This is a genomic window from Janthinobacterium sp. 61 (genome assembly GCF_002846335.1).
GTDB lineage: Bacteria > Pseudomonadota > Gammaproteobacteria > Burkholderiales > Burkholderiaceae_D > Janthinobacterium.
Genome location: NZ_PJMQ01000001.1, coordinates 3,913,560 through 3,935,643 on the forward strand (window position 1 = coordinate 3,913,560; position 22,084 = coordinate 3,935,643).

A 22,084-nucleotide genomic window follows, 5' to 3' on the forward strand; every position below is an offset into this window, starting at 1 on the left:
AACGCTGCCGCGATGGAAACCAAATGGCTGGAAGACTTCATCTCGCTCGCTGAAACGCATAATTTCAGCCGTTCCGCGGCGCTACGCCACGTCACCCAGCCCGCCTTCTCGCGGCGCATCCAGTCGCTGGAAAACTGGCTCGGCATCGACCTGGTTGACCGCACCTCCTACCCCACGCGATTGACGCCGGCTGGCGCCGTGTTTTACGAGCAGGCGCTGGAAATGCTGGGGCAAATCAACGGCGTGCGCGCCCTGTTGCGCGGCAAGCGGGCGGCCACGCAAACGAGTGTCGACTTCGCCGTGCCGCACACCTTGTCGCTGACTTTCATGCCGAAATGGCTGACGGCGCTGGAAGAAGGTTTTGCGCCGATCAACAGCCGTTTGATGGCCCTGAACGTGCACGATGCCGTGCTGCAACTGGTCGATGGCGGCTGCGACCTGCTGCTGTGCTATCACCATCCGCGCCAGCCGGTGCAGCTGGACCCGGGCCGCTATGACATGCTGGTGATGGGCCGCGAAACCCTGCGCGCGTATGCGCGCTGCGGCCAGGACAAGGTGCCCGACTTCGTCCTGCCGGGCAGCGCCAAGGAACCGCTGCCTTTCCTCTCCTATACCAGCAATGCCTACCTGGGACGCATGGTGGAACTGCTGGTGGCCGATGCCAAGGCACCCCTCTTCCTGGAAACCTGCTACGAAACGGACATGGCAGAAGGCTTGAAAATGATGGCGCTTGAAGGCCGCGGCATCGCCTTCCTGCCCGAATCGGCCGTCATGCGCGATGTCAAGTACAAGCACCTGGCGCGCGCCGACGGCGGCGCGCCAGGCTGGGAAATCGAGCTGGAAATCCGTTTGTACCGCGAACGCCCGTCCAGCCTGCGTCCGGGAAAGCAGATCGTCGAAAGCCTGTGGCAATACCTGGTGCAGGCCCAGGAAGGCAGGGCGCGCGCGGGCAAACGCCGCAAACGCGCCACAGAGACCGCCCGGTCCTGACTGGCAATCCTGGCAATACAACTATGCAATAAATGCATAACCGGATGCGCACAAAGCATTGGCCGGGGCATGAGGCTATCGCCTACGATGCGGTTCCGCTGCGCGCAACTCAATTGGGTGCGCCTACCACAGCATTTTTGAATGCCAGGAAAAATCGTAGCGAGCGGCGATGATTTGTGGCCGAGAAGCGCAGCTGCACGAAGGTACAGCGAGCATCACCGGCCACAAAGCACGACGCGCAGTAGATTTTTCGGCATTACACCACCGTTTTGTCCAGGAGCTTATCAAGCATGACCAGCAAGCACGCACTTCCTTCCTACCTCAATCCTGAAGACCTGGGCCCATGGGGCGTCTACCTCGAGCAGATCGACCGCGTTACGCCTTACCTGGGCAACCTGTCGCGCTGGGTGGAAACGCTGAAGCGTCCAAAGCGCATCCTGACAGTCGACGTGCCCATCGAACGCGATGACGGCACCATTGCTCACTACGAAGGCTACCGCGTGCAACACAATCTGTCGCGCGGCCCGGGCAAGGGCGGCGTGCGCTTCCACCAGGACGTGACACTGTCGGAAGTGATGGCCCTGTCGGCCTGGATGACGGTCAAGAATGCAGCGGTCAACGTGCCATACGGCGGCGCAAAGGGCGGTATCCGTGTCGATCCGAAGACCCTGTCGCGCAACGAACTGCAGCGCCTGACCCGCCGCTACACGAGCGAGATCAGCATGATCATCGGACCGAACAAGGATATCCCGGCACCGGACGTCAACACGAATGAACAAGTCATGGCGTGGATGATGGACAGCTACGCCATGATCGGCGGCAATATGTCGACCGGCGTGGTGACGGGCAAACCAATCTCGCTGGGCGGCAGCCTGGGTCGCCGCGATGCGACCGGCCGCGGCGTGTTCGTCGTCGGTTGCGATGCGGCCGCCAAGGTCGGCATGTCGCTCGAAGGCGCGAAAGTCATCGTGCAAGGTTTCGGCAACGTGGGTGGCGTCGCTGCCCGCATGTTCGCAGAAGCCGGTTCGAAAGTCGTCGCGGTACAAGACCACAAGACCACCGTCGTGCATTCCGGCGGCTTGAACATCCCGCAACTGCTGGCACACGTGGCCGAAGTGGGCAGCGTCGAAGGCTTCCCGGGCGCCGAGGCATTCGTGCCGCGCGAAGATTTCTGGGGCATCGATTGCGACATCCTGATCCCGGCCGCGCTGGAACAGCAGATCACCGCTGAACGCGCACAAGTCATCCGCGCCAAAATCATCCTGGAAGGCGCCAATGGCCCGACCCTGCCGGCAGCGGACGATATCCTGACCGACCGCGGCGTGCTGATCGTGCCAGACGTGCTGGCCAACGCCGGCGGCGTGACCGTCAGCTACTTCGAGTGGGCGCAGAACTTCTCGAGCTTCTTCTGGACCGAAGAAGAAATCAACAGCCGCCTGACCCGCATCATGCGCGAGGCATTCGACGCGGTATGGCAAGTGTCGCAAGAGAAGAAAGTGTCGATGCGTACCGCCACCTTCATCCTGGCGTGCACGCGTGTTCTCCAGGCTCGCGAAGTGCGCGGCCTGTATCCATAATGGCTGCCTGAGAAAATGCCTGGGGCGTTGTTGCCTGCCCCTCGCCGTACTGGCGTACTGTCTTCGGGGCGGCGCCTAGCCCCCGACATTTTTCAGGCGCCATTGCTACCTTTGACGCCATTGGGTTGATGGCGCTCTAAAAAAAATCCCGCCACACTATCGTGTGAGCGGGATTTTTTTATGGGCGCCGGCTTTGCTTCAAGCTGCGTAGCCTTGCGGGTTCTGGTGCTGCCAGCGCCAGTGATCGCGGCACATGTCGTCGATGTTTTTCTGCGCTTGCCAGCCCAGTAATTGCTTCGCCTTGTCGGCCGAGGCGTAGCAGCTGGCGATGTCGCCGGGGCGGCGCGGCACGATATCGTACGGCACGGCACGGCCGCTGGCCGCTTCGAAGGCCCGCACGGTATCGAGCACGCTGTAGCCATGGCCCGTGCCCAGGTTGACGGTGAAGCCGCCCTCGGTGGAAAACAGGCGGTTCAACGCGGCCACATGGCCCAGCGCCAGGTCGACCACGTGGATGTAGTCGCGCACACCCGTACCATCCGGCGTATCGTAATCATTGCCGAAGACGGCCAGGCGCTCACGGCGGCCCACTGCCACCTGGGCAATGAAGGGCATCAGGTTATTCGGGATGCCGGCCGGGTCTTCACCGATCAAGCCGCTGGCATGCGCACCCACCGGGTTGAAATAGCGCAACACACCGACTTGCCATTGAGCATCAGCATGCACGAGATCGGCCAGAATCTGCTCGACCATCAGCTTGGAGCGGCCGTATGGGTTGGTCACGGACAAGCGCGACGATTCCAGGATCGGCAGGGCTTCCGGATCGCCATACACGGTGGCCGACGAGCTGAACACAAAACGCTTCACGTTCGCCGCCGCCAGCACTTCCAGCAACGCTACGGTGCCTGTCACATTGTTATCCATATACATCAGCGGCTGGGCCACGGATTCGCCCACCGACTTCAGCCCCGCAAAATGGATCACTGCATCGATGGCATGCTCGCGCAGTACGGTGGCCATGGCCACGCGATCGCGTACGTCAGCCTCGTAGAAAGGCACGCTTTTGCCGGAAATGCGCTCCACGCGCACCATCGCTTCGCGCGCGCTATTGCACAGATTATCCACCGCGACCACATCGAAGCCGGCAGCCAGCAATTCGACGCAGGTATGCGAACCGATGAAACCGGATGCGCCGGTTACGAGTATTTTCTTGGACATAATCTCAATCAATGCAAAAAAGATAAGACTACCGTAAATCGCCCACCTTGCCTAGCCAGCGCACGCTAGCGCGCATGAAAAAAGCCTGCGGCGTCGCCGCGGCAGGCTTGTTCTCGTGCAAATGGCACAGGCTGGCAAACCGCCAGATTTATTTCTTGATGAACACCAGATCCCACACGCCATGGCCCAGTTTCAAGCCGCGGTTTTCAAACTTGGTCAGCGGACGGTACGCTGGCTGCGGCGCATAAGCATCGGCGCTATTGTGCAACTGCGGCTCGGCGCCCAGTACCTCCAGCATTTGCACCGCGTAATCTTCCCAATCGGTGGCGCAATGCAGATAGCCGCCCGGCGCCAGGCGATCGGTCAGCTGCTTGACGAAAGGCGACTGGATCAGGCGGCGCTTGTTGTGGCGTGCCTTGTGCCATGGATCGGGGAAAAACACGTGGATACCGGCCAGCGAATTGGCAGGAATCATGTGCGTCAGCACTTCCACGGCATCGTGCTGCAGCAGGCGCAGATTCGTCAGCGACTCTTCGCCGATCAGTTTCAACAGACTGCCGACACCCGGCGTATGCACTTCGACACCGATAAAATCCTTCTCCGGCATGGCCTTGGCGATATGGGCGGTCGTCGCCCCCATGCCAAAACCGATTTCCAGGATGACCGGCGCCTTGCGGCCAAACACCTGTTCGAAGTCCACGGGCTCCTTGGCGAAAGGCAACAGGAACTGCGGCCCCAAGGTCTCAAGCGCGCGCGCCTGCGCGACAGACAGCCGTCCCGCGCGGGTCACGAAGCTGCGGATGCGGTGTTCGGTCGGATCGTACATCATCGGCCGCGCCGGGCCGTTTGCTGGGGTATCAGAAGACATGGAAATGGAGAAATAAGTGGCCGCGCCATATAAAACCGGGCGCCAGCGAAAAATGGAGCGGGTGAAGGGAATCGAATCCTCGTCGTTAGCTTGGGAAGCTCGACAAGGAACTCAACAGCCATGCGGGCTTGCGGCCCGTTTCTGCTCCGCAAAAATGACATTATAGCAGCCGCAGAAGCGGCCATCCATGCAGCGAATTGTGCGATTGTGGAGTGACTGGTAACGATTACACCGCCCTGTCAATCTCCATCAATTCCAGGCTATCGAACAAAGGTCCTATTTTTTATCCGAGCATATCGCCGATGGATGCGAACTTTGGCAATTATCAGGTCTTCTTGCCGGCTTGCCGGCAAAGCGCCGTCCCCTTTTCAAGTGCGCCACGCTGGCGCAATATCGATGCTACGCGCGGCGCACCCAGACATTCGGCATACGCCAGCGGGCTAATCCGCTCATCCGGCGATGCGTTCAGGTCGAGACCGGGTCTGGCTTGCATGATCAGGAGGAGAATATCGTCCTTGTCGCCATCAAGGACGCGTAGCCAGGCGGGGAAGCCTTTCGCGTCTTTTGCTTGCGGGTCGGCGCCGAAATCGAGCATCGTTTTGACGATCTCCACGCTGCCCGTCTCAATTGCATATTTCAGTAGCGGGTTGCCGAAGCCATTGCCTGCCACTTCCTTGGCATTGTTATGGCTGCTCAGCAGCATGCGCACCACGTCTGCCGACTGCGCCGACAAACTGCCGTTCGGATCGCGCATTCTCAAGTAGCCACCCAGCGGCGTGTCGGTTTGCCCGTCGCGCGCGATCGACAGCGGATAGCGCTGATCGAGCCGCATGCCTGCCTTCAATAGTGGGCCAAGCACGCTGGGGCAGTACAGCAATCTGACCGCCAGCACATTTTTCGGAATAGTCGGATGCAGGAAAAAACGCGTAGGGTCAGCTCCCAGCAGGAACGCCAGAGAAATGGCATCTTTGCCAGTGCAGTCGTCCAGCGCTCGCCGCAACAGATCATCGGCCACGTCAGCCTGCAACTTGCCTTTGCCGCCATGGACGTATTCGATCAAGGCGGACTTGTACGCCGTGGCCGCGGCTGACTGACTCAGCACATGCGGCGCAGCCCAGCGATTGAGGGGACTGGCGCCCGCATCCAGCAGGCGCCGCACGCCAACGGCATCATCACGGACGATCACGTGCTCAAGCACGCTGGAGGCATCGAGCGCCGCCATCCCCGCCTCCCGCGTCAGCCAGTCGAATACCGGCATGGGCAGCGCGCCGACGCGGACTTTTCCCAGCACCTCATCGGCCAGATACTTGTGGAATGTCACCAGTTCGTCCGGCACTTGCATGGACTTGATGACATCGAGCGTGCGCAATGCCGCATCGTCAGGCAAGTTGACGGCGTGCCGTGCCAGCAGCCAGGTATTGCCATGGTCGGCCGGATCGGGTCGGCTAGCGGCCAGGCGGGGTAAAATCTCCTCGGCAAAAAGCGCATAATAATCTTGCCGCATGGCCGGGATGGCCTGGTTCGGGGATATTGGCGGCTCGCTGCCCGCCAGGAAACGCCGGGATGCCTCCCACCATGCCGATTCGCCGCTGGCGGTGCGCGGAACCGATCCAGCGGCCAGCAAAACACGGATGTGCCGCAGCACGGCAGCGCGCGCAATGGCATCATTGGCCGGACTGGGCGTTGGATTTTCGCTCCCCGCCATCAATCCATGCAGATACTGCCCACACATCACCTCGCGCTGGAAGTCCTCGGACTGACGGTGTCGCTTAAGGTCGGGCGGCAGTGCATGGAATGCGGCCAGGCTCATATCCGCAGGCATGCCATGGGCACAATATTCGCTGTTTGCCGGTGCGGGTGGCTTGATCGCCTGCCGCACGGGGTACAAATCCATGCCTCCCGGGGCAAATCCATCCAATGAAACCAGGACGGTGCCCGTCTTGCTCGTACGCATGGGGGCGGCGAAATTCTGGCTTGCAGCCACGCCGGAGAATTGTGCGCCAGAAAAGGTTTTAACAAAAAACACACCGGCACCGGCCAGCGCGCAGGAAGCGCCATCCATTTGCACGGGAATCTGGCTGAACTGCTCACGCGTCATTGGCCTGAGCGACACCTGATAAGAAGTCCACGCTTTTTGCTCAGGATCGTATGTCGACAAGACATAACCGTGCTCCTGATGCTCGATCCAGATTCGGGCAGGCTCGCCTTCCTGCACCGCATAGCTTCCGACCAAACCATCACATGCGGGCGCTTCAGCGTATATGAACAAGGCAACAATCCCTATAACAAGGCTTTTAAATTGACGCAGCAGAAATTTAGTCGTTGTTCGCATTTTTTCATGCATCGTTTGATTTTGCATCTTGATTGTACATATCCCTCGGTAATTCCCGCATTTTTTGAGCGCGCTAAAAGTAGAGGTTAAGCGGCTAGGGCAAGCTTCTGTTTTGGCGTGACGCTAACGTCGGTGCGAATGCTACGCTTGAGTGCGCCATATTGGCCACACATGACACAAATGCCTGGTCATTTCTTGTCGGAAGAACCTGCCCGGCTATCAAGGCGTTTTGAGTAGCTAGTCATAGTTGCCATTTATTATTCCCAAGAAGAACATTGCATCCATAGGCAGCGCGCACTTTGCAGCAGATCCATGGGGACCTGAAAGAGCTGGACTATGCGGGGTCATACGACCGCGTGGCAGCGTTTGCCAGGCAGTGGAAGGCGGGTCAAACAGTGTGGGGCAATTCTGCGAGCAAACGAACAGATAGCCGCCCAGGAGGATAGCAAATTGCTCAATTGAGATAGTCACGAATTGTCACACTGAAGCGAATGTCTCAGCCCAGTCTGAAGCGAGGCGAAGGGCTAGACACCATTCGGAAGCGCGGCGTTGGATCAAGGAAAACTAACGCGTTTGACACGACTTGTGGAGCAGTTTAGCTCTGTGGAGCAGCGAAAGCAGGTTTTTCGCCGTTTTTCATTGGAGCGGGTGAAGGGAATCGAACCCTCGTCGTAAGCTTGGGAAGCTTCTGCTCTACCATTGAGCTACACCCGCGAAGCCTGCATTTTACGCGGGATGGCCAAGACTTGGCAAACTTCTGGATCGCTTTCGAATTCATCATGAATTCTCGCAGCATTTGACAAAAAAATACAAACAGCAACATCGGCACGGTACCGTTTTTGTCGATAGCGAACATCTTTTCGGGAAGCCAGGTAATACCCCCAGCAAATGATCGCGCTTAACAGTAGGCTACTGGCGCGGGATCCTGACGCGCATGCCGAACTGGAGCGCTATGCCAGGCAGATCGAGTATTGTCTTGAAGCGAAACCCGGAGGCACATGCCGATGACAAATGAGCGGCGAAACGATGCCAGTTACGATACCCGCTCCTATCTCGACGCCTGGTATGTCAATAACTGGTCTTTGTTCAATGATATTGTTATCCTGCCTAAAACGGTTAAGGTCATTTTCAAGAAAGATGGCGCTTACTAATGACATTAGCAACTCAATAATTGTACTTTGAAAACATTTCGTGGCCCTCGCACTCAGACAATCGGACGAGGGAGCATTGTGACAATGAGCATTGTGACAATATGCGAGTAAAAGAGGATAACAGCATGATTTTAGTAACTGGCGGCGCCGGCTTCATCGGTTCCAATTTTGTACGCGACTGGCTTGCGCTCAACGATGAGCCCGTGATCAATTTTGACAAACTGACCTACGCTGGCAATCTCAGCAACCTGGCCAGCCTGGAGCACGATCCACGCCATATCTTTGTGCGTGGCGATGTCTGCGATACGGCCCACATCTCCCGCCTGCTGACGGAACACCAGCCGCGCGCCATCGTGCATTTTGCCGCGGAAAGCCATGTTGATCGTTCGATTCATCACCCTGGCGACTTCATTACCACCAACGTCAACGGCACCTTCAGCCTGCTGGAGGCCACGCGCGCGTTTTGGTCCGGCTTGGCAAGCGAAGCCAAGGATGGCTTCCGCTTCCTGCATGTCTCGACCGACGAAGTCTATGGCACCCTGGGACCGAACGACCCGCCATTCACGGAAACAACGCCGTATGCGCCAAACAGCCCCTATTCGGCATCGAAAGCGGCATCCGATCATCTGGTGCGCGCGTATTTCCACACGTATGGCATGCCGGTGCTGACGACGAACTGCTCGAACAACTATGGTTCCTTCCATTTCCCGGAAAAACTGATTCCGCTCATTATCAGCAACGCCCGTGCCGGCAAGGCCCTGCCTATCTACGGCGACGGCATGCAGGTGCGCGACTGGCTATACGTGGGCGACCATTGCTCGGCGATTCGCCGCGTGCTCGAGGCGGGCCGCCTGGGCGAGGTCTACAACGTGGGCGGGTGGAATGAAATGCCCAACCTGGAAGTCGTGCACACCTTGTGCAACATCCTCGATACGCTGGCCCCGAAAGCATCAGGCAGCTATCGCGAACAAATCACCTATGTGCAGGATCGCCCTGGCCATGACCGCCGCTATGCCATCGATGCGCGCAAGATCGAGCGCGAACTGGGCTGGAAGCCGGCCGAAACCTTCGCCACCGGCATACGCAAGACCGTCCAGTGGTACTTGGACAACCAGGCCTGGGTACGCGATGTCCAGTCGGGCGACTACCTGAATTGGGTAGAGAAAAACTATGCGGCGCGCGATGCGGCACAGGAGCAGAAATAATGGTCGGCACCATCGAACGCAAGGGCATCATCCTGGCCGGTGGTTCCGGTACGCGTCTGTATCCGGTCACCATGGCGGTGTCGAAGCAGCTGCTGCCCGTCTATGACAAGCCGATGATTTACTATCCGCTGACCACCCTGATGCTGGCCGGCATACGCGACATTCTGATCATTTCCACGCCACAAGATACGCCGCGCTTCCAGGAGTTGCTGGGCGACGGCAGCCAGTGGGGCATCCGCCTGACCTATGCCGTACAGCCTAGTCCGGACGGCCTGGCACAGGCGTTCATCATCGGCAAGGAGTTTGTCGGCGATGCTCCATCGGCCCTGATTCTGGGCGACAACATCTACTACGGCCATGACTTCGAAATCCAATTGCGCAAAGCATCCGCGCGCACCAGCGGGGCCACCGTGTTCGCCTACCATGTGCACGATCCGCAGCGTTATGGCGTGGTCGATTTCGATGATCAGCGCCGCGCTGTCAGCATCGAGGAGAAGCCGCTCAAGCCAAAATCGAACTATGCCGTTACCGGCCTGTATTTCTACGACAGCCAGGTGTGTGACATCGCCGCCGGTATTATTCCTTCGGCGCGTGGCGAACTGGAAATCACTGATGTTAACCGTGCCTACCTGGAACGCGGTCAATTGAACGTCGAGCTGATGGGCCGCGGCATGGCCTGGCTCGACACTGGCACCCATGAATCCTTGTTGGAAGCGAGCCAATTCATTGCCACGATTGAAAACCGCCAGGGCTTGAAAGTTGCCTGCCCCGAGGAAATCGCTTACCGCAAAGGATATATCGATGGCGCCAAACTGGAGCAACTGGCCCGGCCATTGAAAAAGAACGCCTATGGCCAGTATCTGTTGCGTTTGCTCGACGACAAGATATTCTGAGCTGTGCCGCGCTTTCCACCTAGTTCATACGATACCGAAATACCATGCAAATCCAGACCACAGCCATTCCTGAAGTATTGATACTCGAACCGACCGTGTTCGGAGACGACCGCGGCTTTTTCTATGAGAGCTTTAACCAGAAGCGCTTTGCCGAACTGACCGGCGTTACACGCCCCTTCGTGCAGGATAACCACTCCAAGTCCGCCAAGGGTGTATTGCGCGGCCTGCATTATCAGATCCAGCAGCCACAAGGCAAACTGGTACGCGTCACCGCCGGCGCAGTATTCGACGTCGTCGTTGACCTGCGTAAAAGCTCGCCAACCTTCGGTCGCTGGGTCGGCGTCGTGCTGTCGGCCGCCAACAAACGCCAGCTATGGATTCCCGAAGGTTTCGCCCACGGCTTCTTGGTAACCAGCGACAACGCTGAATTCCTGTACAAAACCACCGATTACTGGGCGCCGGAATTTGAGCGTAGCCTGCTGTGGAATGATCCGGCAATCGGCATCGACTGGCCGCTGGACGGCGAACCGCTATTGTCGGGCAAAGACAAAGCCGCAACATTGCTGGCCAACGCCGACCTCTTCGCCTGAGCACCGCAATACAGACGCCCCGCATTCGAGGTGTCAATCGCACCGTGCCAGTGCATCACCTAGCCGGCTATCGCCGCCAAGTGTTCGCGCACCCGCGCCAGATCTGTCTCGCGCATACGCGCCGCTGTCTGGCGCAAGGATTTTTCCGCACCGGCCACACCGGCCGCCGCGGCCATCGACAGCCAGATATACGCCTGCTGCAAATCAAGCGGGCCACCCTGGCCGCTGGCCGCCATCAAGCCCAGATTCATTTGCGCCCGTGCATGGCCCTGGCGCGCGGCCAGCGCATACCAATCCCAGGCGGCGGCATAATCCTGCGGCACATCCTGGCCATTATCGTGCCGCAGGCCCAGCGCAAACTGGGCCAGGCTATGGCCCTGCGCGGCGGCGCGGCAATAACAGGCGCAGGCCAGCTGGCTGTCTGGCGCCGGGCTATCGTCGCGGTCATGCAAGACGCCCTGCATGTATTGCGCCGGCGCGTAATCCTGCTCGGCGGCGCGGCGGTACCACTCCAGCGCCAGCGACAAATCCTGCGGTACGCCCTGGCCATGTTCGTAGCGCAGGCCCAGGTCGAACTGCGCCCGCACATGCCCCTGGTCGGCCGCCTTGCGGTACCAGAAGATGGCTTCCTGCATATCGACGGGCATGCCCTGTCCATGCTCATGCAGCAGTCCCAGCTGATACTGTGCGGCGGGAAAGCCCTGCCCGGCCGCCTGGCGGTAGAACACCTGCGCCCGGGTGTAGTCCTGCGCGCCATGTTCATGGTGCAGGCCCAGGTTGTGCTGGGCCGCCGCATGCCCCTGCCCAGCCGCCTTGACATACCAGTCGAGTGCCGCCTGCTTATCGCAGGGCACGCCCTGACCATTGTCGTAGATCAGGCCCAGATTGAACTGCGAACTGGCGTGGCCCTGCTCGGCGGCGCGCCGGTACCAGCTGATCGCCTTCCCGCTGTCCTGCGGCAGCACGTCGCCGTTTTCATAGCGTAGCGCCAGGTTGAACTGGGCCGGCGCATAGCCTTGTTCGGCCGCCTTGCGCATCCAGGCCGTCGCCTGCTGGCGGTCCTGCCGCACGCCCTGGCCATTGTCGTAGCGCAGGCCCAGGTTGAACTGGGCGCGCGCATAGCCCTGTTCGGCCGCCTTGCGATACCAGGCGATGGCTTGCACGAAATCCTGCGGCACGCCCTTGCCATTGTCATACATCATGCCCAGATTGTTTTGTGCTCCCGCGTCGCCCTGCTCGGCCGCGCGGCTAAACCACAGCATGGCTAGCGCGCTGTCTTGTGCGAGTCCCTGGCCCTTGGCATACAGCCAGCCCAGGTTGTACTGCGCCGCCGCGTAACCCTGCTCGGCTGCCTGCTGGTACCAGTGCGCGGCCTGCGCAAAATCCTGCGCCACGCCCTGTCCCTTCTGGCACATCACGCCCAGGTTGTATTGCGCGTGCTCGAGTCCCTGCGCGGCAGCCATGCCATACCAGTGCAATGCCAGCGCATAGCTTTGCTCGATACCCTGGCCGTTGAAATACATGAAACCCAGGCTGTGCTGGGCATTCGCATTGCCCTTCTCGGCCAGTCCTTTCAGGCGCAGGTAGTCGGCCGTGTAACGGGAAGCTGCAGGCGGCATGGATCAGGCCTCGATGGCCAGCGGCTGCGGAGCACCCGGTGCGGCATCGGCGATCAGGCGATTCTGCTCCTGCAGCACGCCGATGAAATTGCCCAGCGAAATGGGGCGGTGATACAGATAGCCCTGCATCGTGGTGCACCCCTTGTCCTGCAGGTAGCGCGCCTGCCCTTCCGTTTCCACGCCCTCGGCGATCAGGTGCAGGCCCAGTCCGCGCGCAATCGAAATGATGGCCAGGATGACGGGATAGTGTCCGTGCTCGTCGTGGATTTCCTTCACAAACGACTGGTCGATCTTGATGGTGTGGATGGGGAAGCGGTGCAGATACGACAGCGAGGAATAGCCAGTGCCGAAATCGTCGATGGCGACAGACACGCCCAGCTGGCACAGCTTGTTCAATTGCTCGATCGCATACTGCGGGTTGCGGATGCAGATGTTTTCCGTGATTTCCACTTCGATCTTTTCCGGCGCGATGCCATAGCGCGTCAGCGCGCCGCGCATCTTCTCGAAAAAGTCACCCCGGTCCAGGTATTGCGGCGACAAATTCAGCGATAGGCGCACAGCTTCGCCGCCGGCCGCATTCCACTGCACCAGATCGCGGCACAGGGCGCCCAGCATCCAGTCCGAGATCGGCAGCATCAAGCCGTTTTCCTCGGCAAACGGCAGGAATTCTCCGGCAGTCAGCAAGCCACGTTGCGGGTGGTTCCAGCGCATCAGGCCTTCGGCGCCAACGATGCGGCCCGTCATCACATCCACCTGCGGCTGGTAATACATCTCCAGCTGGTTCAGCTCCAGCGCCTTGCGCAGGCTCTGCTCGAGCGCGATCTTCTGGTGCGACACATCGAGCATGGACTCGTGATAAAAACTGTGACCGTTCTTGCCCAACGCCTTGACCTGGTACATGGCGATGTCGGCATGGCGCAGCAGCTCGTCGATGGTCTCGCCGTCACCCGGATAGATGGCGATGCCGATGGACGCCGAAATATGCACCTGGTTGCCATCGAGGTCGAAGGGCTGGTGCAGGCATTCGAGGAATTTGTCGGCGATCAGGCGTGCATCCTGGCGGTCGCGCAGTTCCGGCAGCACGATGGTGAATTCATCGCCGCCCTGGCGCGCCAGGGTATCGCCGCGGCGCAGGCAATCCTTCAGGCGCAGCGCCACCTGTTGCAGCAGCTCGTCGCCCTTCACGTGACCCAGCGTGTCGTTGACCAGCTTGAAGCGATCCAGATCGATGAACATCACGGCCAATTCCGTCAGCTTGCGCCGCGCCTGGATCACGGCCAGCCCCAGGCGATCCTTGAACAGCATGCGGTTCGGCAGATCCGTCAAAATGTCGTGGTAGGCCTGGTAGGAGATGACTTCCTCGGCCCGTTTGCGGTCGGTGATGTCGCGCGCCACGCCATAGGTGCCGAAGTACTCCTGCTTCCTGGCCTCGTGATCGAGGCTGTGCATGCCGATCGAATTGAGCGGGATCGTCATCAGCGTGTTGCTGAAGGTTCGGTCGCTGCCGCTGCCGCTATGGCATTTCAGGCGCAGTTCCACATTGCGCGAAGCGCGCTCGTCGAGGCGGCGTTCATTGAAAGCATAGCGCGCCCGCTCCTGGTCTTCATCATGCACGAGAATAGAGTAATGGCTGCCGATCAGCTCTTCCCGGCTAAAGCCCAGCAACTGGTGCACCCTGTCGTTGATGAAGGTGATGCGGCCTTCATGGTTCAGGGTATAGATGATGTCGGGCGAGCTGTCGACCAGGTAGCGGTACATCTTTTCCGAGTTTTCCAGCTGCAGCGCGATGCGCTCGTTCTCCAGCGCCAGCTTGCGCTTTTGCAGCGCGTTCTCCACCGTCTTGAGCAGCTCCTCGCGGCTATAGGGCTTGCGCAGATAATCGTAGGCGCCACGTTTCAGGGCGCCGATGGCCGCCTCGATGCCGACGTCGCCGCTCATGACAATCACGTCGCCCTCGATGCCGCGCCGGTTGATGTGGTCCATGATTTCATGGCCGCTCATGTCAGGCAGGCGCAAATCGAGCAGGATCAGGTCGAAGCGCAGTTTCGACAGCTGCGCCAGCGCCTCGCTGCCGCAGGTGGCCGTGTACAGCTGGTAGCCGCGATCCTTCAGCAATTCGTGGAGGGAAGCGAGCAGGCGGGGCTCGTCATCGACCAGCAGGATGCGCGGGCTGTTTTCCAGATCAAATGGAATGGCGGATGAGGTCATGGACGTTACGAAGACAAGGCAGTATTGTCGGGTGCGGGCAGCGCGGCTGAAGCGCTAGTCGGCAAGGGAATGGGCAGTAGAATTTCAAACGACGTGCCGGACTTGCTGCTGCGGCAACCGATCACGCCATGCAGGCGCGTGACCAGGTCATGCACGATGGACAGGCCCAGGCCGTGATGCGCCCCTTCCTTGCTGCTGCGCACAGGGGAAAACAGATTGGCCAGCACCTCCGGCGCCAGGCCGGCGCCATTGTCGCTGACGCACAGTTCCAGGTACAGGCGACGGTCGCGGTTGACGTGGCCACGATTCGCCACTTCGATGCGCCCGCCATTGGGCAGGGCTTCGACGGCGTTTTTCAGCAGGTTGAGCAGGATTTGCTTGAGCATGTCGGCATCGGCCTCCACCTCGCATGGCGCGTCCTGCATGCGCGTGACCACCTCGATCTTGGGCGGCAGGAAGTCCGTGGCACGGAACAATCGCAGCACATCGTCGACCACGCGCGCGCAATCTGTGACGCCGCCCGCTACCGTCGGCTGCAGATCTGCCAGGCCGCCGATCAACTGCCCGACCCGGTCGATTTCTTCGTTCAGGATAGCCATCTCGCCGCTGACCTGCTCCTGTTTCTCCAGCTTGTGATCGAGCACGCTCAAGTAGTTCTTGATGATGGACAACGGGTTATTCACTTCATGCACGACGCGACGCGACGCGGCACGGTATTCTTCGGCCACGTGATCGAGCTGGCGCCGTGCCAGGCCGCGCGCGCTGATGGCCGTTTCCAGCGCCGTGGCGGCCTGGTTGGCATACGCGCGCAGGAAACCCTCGCGCTTCTGGAAGGCGGGAATCCGCCACGCCGCCACGCCGCCAATGAGGACACCAAGGCTGCGCTGGCCCGACGCCAAAGGCACGCAGACCAGGCTGTCGGTACCGAGAATGCGAAATAGCTGCTCCTCGACGATGCCCAGCGCCGGCATGTCGCGCTTTAAAAAGGCCAACTGGGACTCCAGCGCCGAAGCGGCCAGCGGACCGCCCTTGGCCAGCGGGATCGAGAAGCCGGCCAGACGCTGCTGATGTTCACCCGCCGCCACGCCCACCAGCGCATGGCCGGTGGGGTTTTGCAGCAGGATGACGGCGGTTTCAAAGTCGAACAGGATGCGCGCCGAGCGCGTGATGGCTTCGAGCAGGCTGCTCTCGCCCTGCTGCCGTGCAAAGGTCTGGCCCACTTCGGAGACCAGCACCATGTTGCGCACTTCGTCGGACAGGCGCTGCTGCACCGGATCGACGGGTGGCGGAACATACGCGGGCGGAGTGGCGATATCGTCCGCGCCGGCCAGGTCGATGCCCAGGTGTTGCGCGGTCTGCTCCACCTGGCGCGCAACGCCGCCGGCCAGGTTTTCCAGTACCTCCAGTTCCAGCGCGCATAGCTGGGCCGCCTGCGCAATCGATTCCGCATCGTCAGCATGGCAGCACAGCAAGTGCGCCAGGCGCACGATGCGGATCAAAGGATGACTGGCCTCCAGGCGCGCCAGCGGTTCATGGTGATACAGCACACTGTCGGCCAGGAAGGAATCGAGATGCCAGCGCTCGATCAGCCAGGCGCCCGCTTCGGCATGCGTGATCTGCAAGGTGCGCTGCTCCACCGCGCACAGGGCGGCATCGTCGCGCGCCATGAAATTGAATGCGTATTCCTTCGGCGCCGTGGCCAGCAAGGCCAGGCGGCCCACGTTGTGCAGCAGTCCCGCAAGGTACGCTTCCTCGACGTGCGGATAGGCCATGGCCTTGGCCAGCGCGCGCGCCATGACGGCGGCCGACAGCGAGCTTTTCCAGAAGGCGCGCAAATCTGTGCTGCCGGAATGGGGAAAGCTGCTGAAGGTCTGGAACACGGATTCGCTGATGACCAGGGTCTTGATCATGTCCGTGCCCAGCGACACGAGCGACTGTTCCAGGCTGACGACCTTGCCCTGGCGATGGTAGGCCGAGCTGTTGGCCACGCCGAGGATTTTGCTGGTCATGCCCGCATCCTTGGCGATCAGGGCGGCCAGCTCAGGCATGCCTGCATCGTCGGCCTGCAGGTGGGCGATCAGCTTGATGAGAATCTGCGGCATGGCCGGCAGGCGGGCAATCAGCAGGCGATTGCGAATATCTTGATCAGATTGATGCATCGTATCAGGCATTGCCGGTTCGAAAAGGATGAGCGCTCAGCTGCAAAGCGCGGCCACGTTCAGAGGAATCCTCCACTCCTGTAACCCAAAAATAAACTGCCTGAGAGGATGCCGGGTAAAAAGTCATCTTATCATAAGCATCGGATATTACTTGCAATATAGAAAATTAAGTTGAAATAAATCCAGCGTTCCGCCATGGAAACTTATGCCTTGAAGGAACCCATCAAACGGTGGCGGAAGCGCCGCGAGATCAGCCACAGCGCCAACGCCAGGGCCGTAAATGCCAGCTGGCCCGAGGCCAGCCACAGCACGGAGCCGGACAGCAGGGGCGAAATCACGCCGGCTACCACGGCGCCGAGCAAGGTGCTGGCGAACGACTGGCACGAAGCGACAGTGCCGCGGATATGCGGGAACAGGTCCAGCGCCAGCAGGGTCGCGCCCGGCCCCACCAGCGACATGCCGAAGGTGTAGAAGAACAGGGGCAGTACCGACCAGGGCAACGAGGGCGGCAGGAACAGATGGTATATGACATTGACGCTGGCAGCGCACAGCAGGAAGGCAAAGCCGATGCCGATCTGGCGCGCGAACGTGACCTTGCCGGCGATGCGGTTGGCCGCCAGGGCGCCCATGAAAATCCCGCTCACGCACGGGATGAAGAGCCAGCCGAACTGCGACGGCCCCAGGTGCAGCTGCTTGGGCAGCATTTCCGGTGCGGCCGTGATGAACAGGAACAGGCCAGCGAAATTGAGGGCGACGATGCCGGCCTTGATGTGGAACAGGGGCGAACGCAGGATCTGGCCATAGCTCGATGCCAGGAAACGGGGATTGAAGGGCTGGCGCTTTTCCATCGGCAAGGTTTCAGGCAAGCGCCAGTAGCAGAACGCCAGCAGGATCACCGTATAAAAAGCGAGGAACAGGAAAATCGATCGCCAGTCGAACCAGATGACGATCCAGCCGCCAAGAATCGGCGCCACGGCCGGGGCGATGGAAAAGATCATCGTCACCAGCGACAGCAACCGCGCCGCCGCCGCATCGGAATACAGGTCGCGGATAATGGCGCGGCTGATCACCACGCCGGCGCCGGCCGAGACGCCCTGCATGATGCGGAAGAACCACAGATAGTGCACCGTGTGCGCCGAAGCGCAACCGAGCGAGCCGATGGCAAACATCAGCAGCGACACAAGGATGACATTGCGCCGGCCGAAGGTATCCGAGATAGCCCCATGCCACAGCACCATGCCGGCAAAGGCCAGCATGTAGAACGTCAGCGACTGCTGCACTTCCAGCGGCGACGCCTGCAGCGAACCCTGGATCGCGCCAAAGGCGGGCAGATACGTGTCGATCGACAGGGGACCCAGCATCGACAGGCCGGCCAGCATCATGGCCAGTGCACCGCGGCTCAGCGGTGCCATGTGGCTCGGGGTGGGAGGCGGAACGGGCGTAACCGGGTCGGGCGGCACATCGGCAGGAGGGGTGGGAAACATGGCGGATCCAAAGTAGCGCGCGGACCGGTTACGGTCCGCGCGCGGGGTTACTGCGGGTGTCTTGCTGTGAACGCTTACTGCTGTGGTTTGGGTTTGGCTTCTTCGCGGCGATTGTATCCCGCCACCATGTCGAAACGGAACAAACGGCATTCCAGCGCGCCGTTGAAGAATGGCGTCTTGCGCGCTTCCTTCAAACGCAGCAGCTTGGGCAAGCCCAGGTCGGCCGTGAACAGGAACACGGTCCAGCCGGCGAAGCGCTGCTTCAGGGTCGTGCCCATGGCCGAATAGAAGGAGGTCGACAATTCATCTTCCGGAATGGTGCTGTCGCCGCGCACACCGATACGCTCGCCGTACGGCGGGTTGGTCAGCATGATGCCTGGCACATCGCTAGGCGGCTTGACTTCCTGCGCCTCGATCTGTTTCAAGGGCACGTCGAAGCGCACGCCGGCGCAACGCAGATTATGGCGCGTCATGGCCACCATGTCGCCCGAAATGTCGCTGCCGAAAATGGTCGGTTCCGCTGGAAGCGGATTGACCTTGATGGCGTTTTTCATGGCATTCCATGGCGCCGGATCGAAGTCATGGAAGTTCTCAAAGGCGAACTGGCGCGTAGCACCCGGCGGAATGCCTTGCAGCATCTGCGCCGCTTCGGCCAGGATGGTGCCGGAGCCGCACATCGGGTCGAACAGCACCATGCCGGGCTTCCAGCCCGATACGCGCAGCAGGCCGGCGGCCAGGTTTTCGCGCAACGGCGCGTCGCCCGTCTCTTCACGCCAGCCGCGCTTGAACAGGGCTTCGCCCGAAGTGTCGAGGTAGACGGTAAACGTGTGTGCGTCAAGGAAGCCGACGATGCGCATGTCCGGCGTCTTGGTGTTGACCGATGGACGCTCGTTGAACTGGTCGCGGAAGCGGTCGCAGATCGCATCCTTGATTTTCAAGGTGGTAAATTCCAGGCTGCGCAGCGGAGATTTCACCGCCGTGACGTCGACGCGGATGGTGTGGTGCACGCCGAACCAGTCTTCCCAGGATTGCGCCAGGGTCAGGTCATAAATATCGTTTTCCGTCTTGTAGCCGGAATGGGCCATGCGCATCAGCACGCGCGAAGCGATACGCGAATGCAGGTTGATGCGGTAGGAGTCCAACAGGTCGCCCGAGCAGTGTACGCCGCCTGGTACCTGATTATGGACCTTCATGGTCGAACTATCCTGGGCGATCTCGCCCAGTTCCTCGGCCAGCGCCGCTTCCATGCCGCGCGGGCATGGGCAAAAATATGAAGCCATGATTAGGATACCTTTTATCCGTTAAAAACAATTTTACTTAAAAACAAATGAAATCTGGGGTCAGACCCGACGGGTCTGCCCCCGGTACTAACTACTTTACTGCCAGCGCCCGCTCGACAAAATCGAGGCGGTCCTGGCCCCAGTACCCTTCTCCATCGACGATGTACCACGGCGAACCGAAGACGCTGGCGGCGGTGGCCGCTTCCGTATTGGCATCATATTCGGCCTGCACGCTGGCCGTTTCCGACGTCTTCAGCAACTGGCGGCCATCGAAACCGGCGTCAAGCGCGATCTGCACCAGTGTCTCTTCATCGCCGATATTGCGCTCTTCGGCCCATAGGCCGCGCATGATGGCGTGCGCCAGATTCAGCGACGCCTCCACGCCGTGCGCCAGGCGCGTGGCGATGATCAGCTTGGCCGATGCTTCCGGCGACACGGGGAAGAACTTTGGCTGCAAGGTCAGTGGCACTTGCAAAAAGGCCGACCAGCGCGCCAGTTCGGCCAGGCGATACGCCTGGCGCTGCGGCGCGCGCTTGGCCAGCGGCAGGCCGCCCGAAACACTGAAGACCTTGCCCAGGTCAAAGGGGCGCACGTCAATCTGTGCACCCGTCTTCGCGGCGATGGCCATCAGGCGCGCGTGCCCCAGGTAGGTCCACGGCGAGTGGGGCGCGAAGAAATACTGCACGACTTTGCTCTGGCTTGCACTCATCTCGATTCCCTTAGAAAGGCTTGACCACGACCAGCACGACGACGGCCAGCAGCATCACCACCGGCACTTCATTAAACCAGCGGAACCAGGTGTGGCTGCGCTTGTTGATACCTTTTTCAAACTTGCGCAGGATGGAACCGCAGGCGTGGTGGTAGCCAAGCAGCAGCACCACGAACGTCAGCTTGGCGTGCATCCAGCCCGGTATCTTCACGCGGCCTTCACCCCCACCGTACAGCATCCACATCAACGCCAGCCCCAGGACCATCGCCGGCAGCGCCAGCAGAGACATGAAACGATACAGCTTGCGCGCCATCAGCAACAGTCGCTCGGTGGCCACCGTTTCCGTCTCCATCGCCAGGTTCACGAAAATACGCGGCAAATAAAACAGGCCGGCAAACCAGGACATGACGAAGATGATGTGAAAGGCTTTGGTCCAGAGAAAGAGCATGGGGTTCCCAGTGTCGAGGTGGAGAAAAATGAGAGCACGGGCCGCCTTGTGGGCAACCCGCGAAAGAGGCTATTTACGGACTTCGCCGTGGCCAAATACCACGTACTTGAGCGATGTAAGTCCTTCCAGTCCCACCGGGCCACGCGCGTGCAGCTTGTCGTTCGAGATACCTATCTCGGCGCCCAGTCCATATTCAAAACCATCGGCAAAACGCGTCGATGCGTTCACCATCACCGAGGCGGAATCGACTTCGCGCAGGAAGCGCAGCGCATCGCTGTAATCTTCCGTAATGATGGACTCGGTGTGCTTCGATGAATACTGGTTGATGTGGTCCATCGCTTCGTCGATGCCGTCGACTACCTTTACCGACAAGATCGCCGCCAGGTATTCGGTGCGCCAGTCTTCTTCGGTGGCGGGCACCAGGTGCGGATAGGAAGCGGCGGCCAGGATCGCATGGCTTTCAGGATCGGCACGCAGTTCCACCTGCTTGGTCAGGTACAGTTCGGCCAGCTGCGGCAGCACGGTAGCGGCAACGGCGCGCGACACCAGCAGGGTTTCCATGGTGTTGCAGGTGCCGTAGCGGTGACACTTCGCATTGAAGCCGATATCGATCGCTTTCCTGATGTCGGCCTTGGCGTCGATATAGACGTGGCAGATGCCATCGAGGTGCTTGATCATCGGCACGGTAGCCTCTTCCATCAGGCGCGCGATCAATCCCTTGCCGCCGCGCGGCACGATGACGTCCACGTATTGCGGCATGGTGATGAGGGCACCGACGGCGGCGCGGTCGGTGGTGTCGATCACTTGCACGGCATCGGCCGGGAGACCTGCTCCCAGCAGGCCCTCTGCCACCAACTTGGCCAGCGCGCGATTACAATGAATGGCTTCCGAACCACCGCGCAAAATCGTCGCGTTGCCGCTCTTGATGCACAGGCCGGCGGCGTCCACCGTCACGTTCGGGCGCGCTTCATAGATGATGCCGATGACGCCCAGCGGCACGCGCATCTGCCCCACCTGGATGCCTGTCGGACGGAATTTCATGTTCGAGATCTCGCCGATCGGGTCGGCCAGCGCGACGATTTGCGTCAAGCCTTCGACCATGGTGGCAATGGCGGCGTCGGACAGGGTCAGACGGTCAAGCATGGCCGGCGCCAGGCCGGCGGCTGCAGCCGCATCGAGGTCGCGCTGATTGGCAGCGCGCAGCAGGTCCGCGTCGCGCACGATGGCGGCGGCGATCAGGGTCAAGGCGCGGTTGCGCGTGGCGCTATCGGCACGCGCCATGGCGCGCGAAGCGACGCGCGCGCGCGTACCCACGTCCTGCATATATTCTGTGATGTCCATGCTCGTATCCAT

At 60.5% G+C, this 22,084-nt stretch carries 17 protein-coding genes and 1 tRNA gene; 6 read left to right on the forward strand and 12 right to left on the reverse strand.

Translation table 11 applies throughout. The annotated features are described in order from the left end of the window. The first annotated feature begins 12 nt into the window (after positions 1-12). Both CLU92_RS17850 and CLU92_RS17855 read left to right on the forward strand, forming a co-directional pair. A complete protein-coding gene (locus tag CLU92_RS17850) occupies positions 13-990 on the forward strand; it encodes a LysR family transcriptional regulator (protein ID WP_101482989.1) in 978 nt (325 codons plus the stop codon). A 290-nt stretch (positions 991-1,280) separates the two neighbouring features. Beyond that, complete coding sequence (locus CLU92_RS17855) at positions 1,281-2,567, forward strand: Glu/Leu/Phe/Val dehydrogenase (protein ID WP_070220497.1); 1,287 nt, start codon at positions 1,281-1,283, stop codon at positions 2,565-2,567. 198 nt (positions 2,568-2,765) lie between these two features. Here CLU92_RS17855 and galE read toward each other — a convergent pair whose 3' ends face one another. The 4 genes from galE to CLU92_RS17875 all read right to left on the reverse strand — a co-directional run bounded on the left by galE (position 2,766) and on the right by CLU92_RS17875 (position 7,699). After that, positions 2,766-3,785 (reverse strand): UDP-glucose 4-epimerase GalE, encoded by a 1,020-nt coding sequence (gene galE, locus CLU92_RS17860; protein WP_101482990.1) that lies wholly within the window; start codon positions 3,783-3,785, stop codon positions 2,766-2,768. A 148-nt stretch (positions 3,786-3,933) separates the two neighbouring features. Further along, positions 3,934-4,614 (reverse strand): tRNA (guanosine(46)-N7)-methyltransferase TrmB, encoded by a 681-nt coding sequence (gene trmB, locus CLU92_RS17865; RefSeq protein WP_101482991.1) that lies wholly within the window; start codon positions 4,612-4,614, stop codon positions 3,934-3,936. 364 nt (positions 4,615-4,978) lie between these two features. Continuing rightward, the gene (locus tag CLU92_RS17870) at positions 4,979-7,012 is read right to left on the reverse strand and encodes a hypothetical protein (protein WP_143452616.1); all 2,034 of its coding nucleotides are present in this window, start codon (positions 7,010-7,012) and stop codon (positions 4,979-4,981) included. 613 nt (positions 7,013-7,625) lie between these two features. Then, positions 7,626-7,699 (reverse strand) — tRNA-Gly (locus CLU92_RS17875). A 290-nt stretch (positions 7,700-7,989) separates the two neighbouring features. On the opposite strand from CLU92_RS17875, the gene CLU92_RS28495 reads away from it, so the two are divergent. From CLU92_RS28495 to rfbC, 4 genes are all read left to right on the forward strand, one after another. Beyond that, on the forward strand, positions 7,990-8,136 hold the full coding sequence (locus CLU92_RS28495) for a sugar transferase (RefSeq protein WP_373918950.1): 147 nt from the start codon (positions 7,990-7,992) through the stop codon (positions 8,134-8,136). Between the two features lie 125 nt (positions 8,137-8,261). After that, positions 8,262-9,341, forward strand: coding sequence for a dTDP-glucose 4,6-dehydratase (gene rfbB, locus CLU92_RS17880; RefSeq protein WP_101482993.1), 1,080 nt, complete (start codon positions 8,262-8,264; stop codon positions 9,339-9,341). After that, complete coding sequence (gene rfbA / locus CLU92_RS17885) at positions 9,341-10,234, forward strand: glucose-1-phosphate thymidylyltransferase RfbA (RefSeq protein WP_101482994.1); 894 nt, start codon at positions 9,341-9,343, stop codon at positions 10,232-10,234. The genes rfbB and rfbA overlap by 1 nt, the downstream gene beginning before the upstream one ends. Before the next feature lie 44 nt (positions 10,235-10,278). Beyond that, the gene (rfbC, locus tag CLU92_RS17890; protein ID WP_101482995.1) at positions 10,279-10,824 is read left to right on the forward strand and encodes a dTDP-4-dehydrorhamnose 3,5-epimerase; all 546 of its coding nucleotides are present in this window, start codon (positions 10,279-10,281) and stop codon (positions 10,822-10,824) included. A gap of 59 nt (positions 10,825-10,883) precedes the next feature. On the opposite strand, the gene CLU92_RS17895 is transcribed toward rfbC, so the two are convergent. The 8 genes from CLU92_RS17895 to CLU92_RS17930 form a co-directional block, all read right to left on the reverse strand. Further along, complete coding sequence (locus CLU92_RS17895) at positions 10,884-12,443, reverse strand: SEL1-like repeat protein (protein WP_101482996.1); 1,560 nt, start codon at positions 12,441-12,443, stop codon at positions 10,884-10,886. A gap of 3 nt (positions 12,444-12,446) precedes the next feature. Beyond that, a complete protein-coding gene (locus tag CLU92_RS17900; RefSeq protein ID WP_101482997.1) occupies positions 12,447-14,651 on the reverse strand; it encodes an EAL domain-containing protein in 2,205 nt (734 codons plus the stop codon). Between the two features lie 5 nt (positions 14,652-14,656). Next, a complete protein-coding gene (locus CLU92_RS17905) occupies positions 14,657-16,810 on the reverse strand; it encodes an HDOD domain-containing protein (RefSeq protein ID WP_180338538.1) in 2,154 nt (717 codons plus the stop codon). Between the two features lie 203 nt (positions 16,811-17,013). After that, positions 17,014-18,294: a multidrug effflux MFS transporter gene (locus CLU92_RS17910; protein ID WP_218973469.1), complete on the reverse strand. Its 1,281-nt coding sequence runs from the start codon at positions 18,292-18,294 to the stop codon at positions 17,014-17,016. A gap of 74 nt (positions 18,295-18,368) precedes the next feature. Then, a complete protein-coding gene (locus tag CLU92_RS17915) occupies positions 18,369-19,574 on the reverse strand; it encodes a class I SAM-dependent RNA methyltransferase (protein WP_373918266.1) in 1,206 nt (401 codons plus the stop codon). A 91-nt stretch (positions 19,575-19,665) separates the two neighbouring features. After that, positions 19,666-20,283 carry a 2-hydroxychromene-2-carboxylate isomerase gene (locus CLU92_RS17920; protein WP_101483001.1) on the reverse strand — a complete coding sequence of 206 codons (618 nt, stop codon included), beginning with the start codon at positions 20,281-20,283 and terminating at the stop codon, positions 19,666-19,668. Between the two features lie 10 nt (positions 20,284-20,293). Then, a complete protein-coding gene (locus CLU92_RS17925) occupies positions 20,294-20,731 on the reverse strand; it encodes a CopD family protein (protein ID WP_101483002.1) in 438 nt (145 codons plus the stop codon). 69 nt (positions 20,732-20,800) lie between these two features. After that, positions 20,801-22,072 carry a glutamate-5-semialdehyde dehydrogenase gene (locus CLU92_RS17930; RefSeq protein ID WP_101483003.1) on the reverse strand — a complete coding sequence of 424 codons (1,272 nt, stop codon included), beginning with the start codon at positions 22,070-22,072 and terminating at the stop codon, positions 20,801-20,803. Between the last annotated feature and the right edge of the window lie 12 nt (positions 22,073-22,084).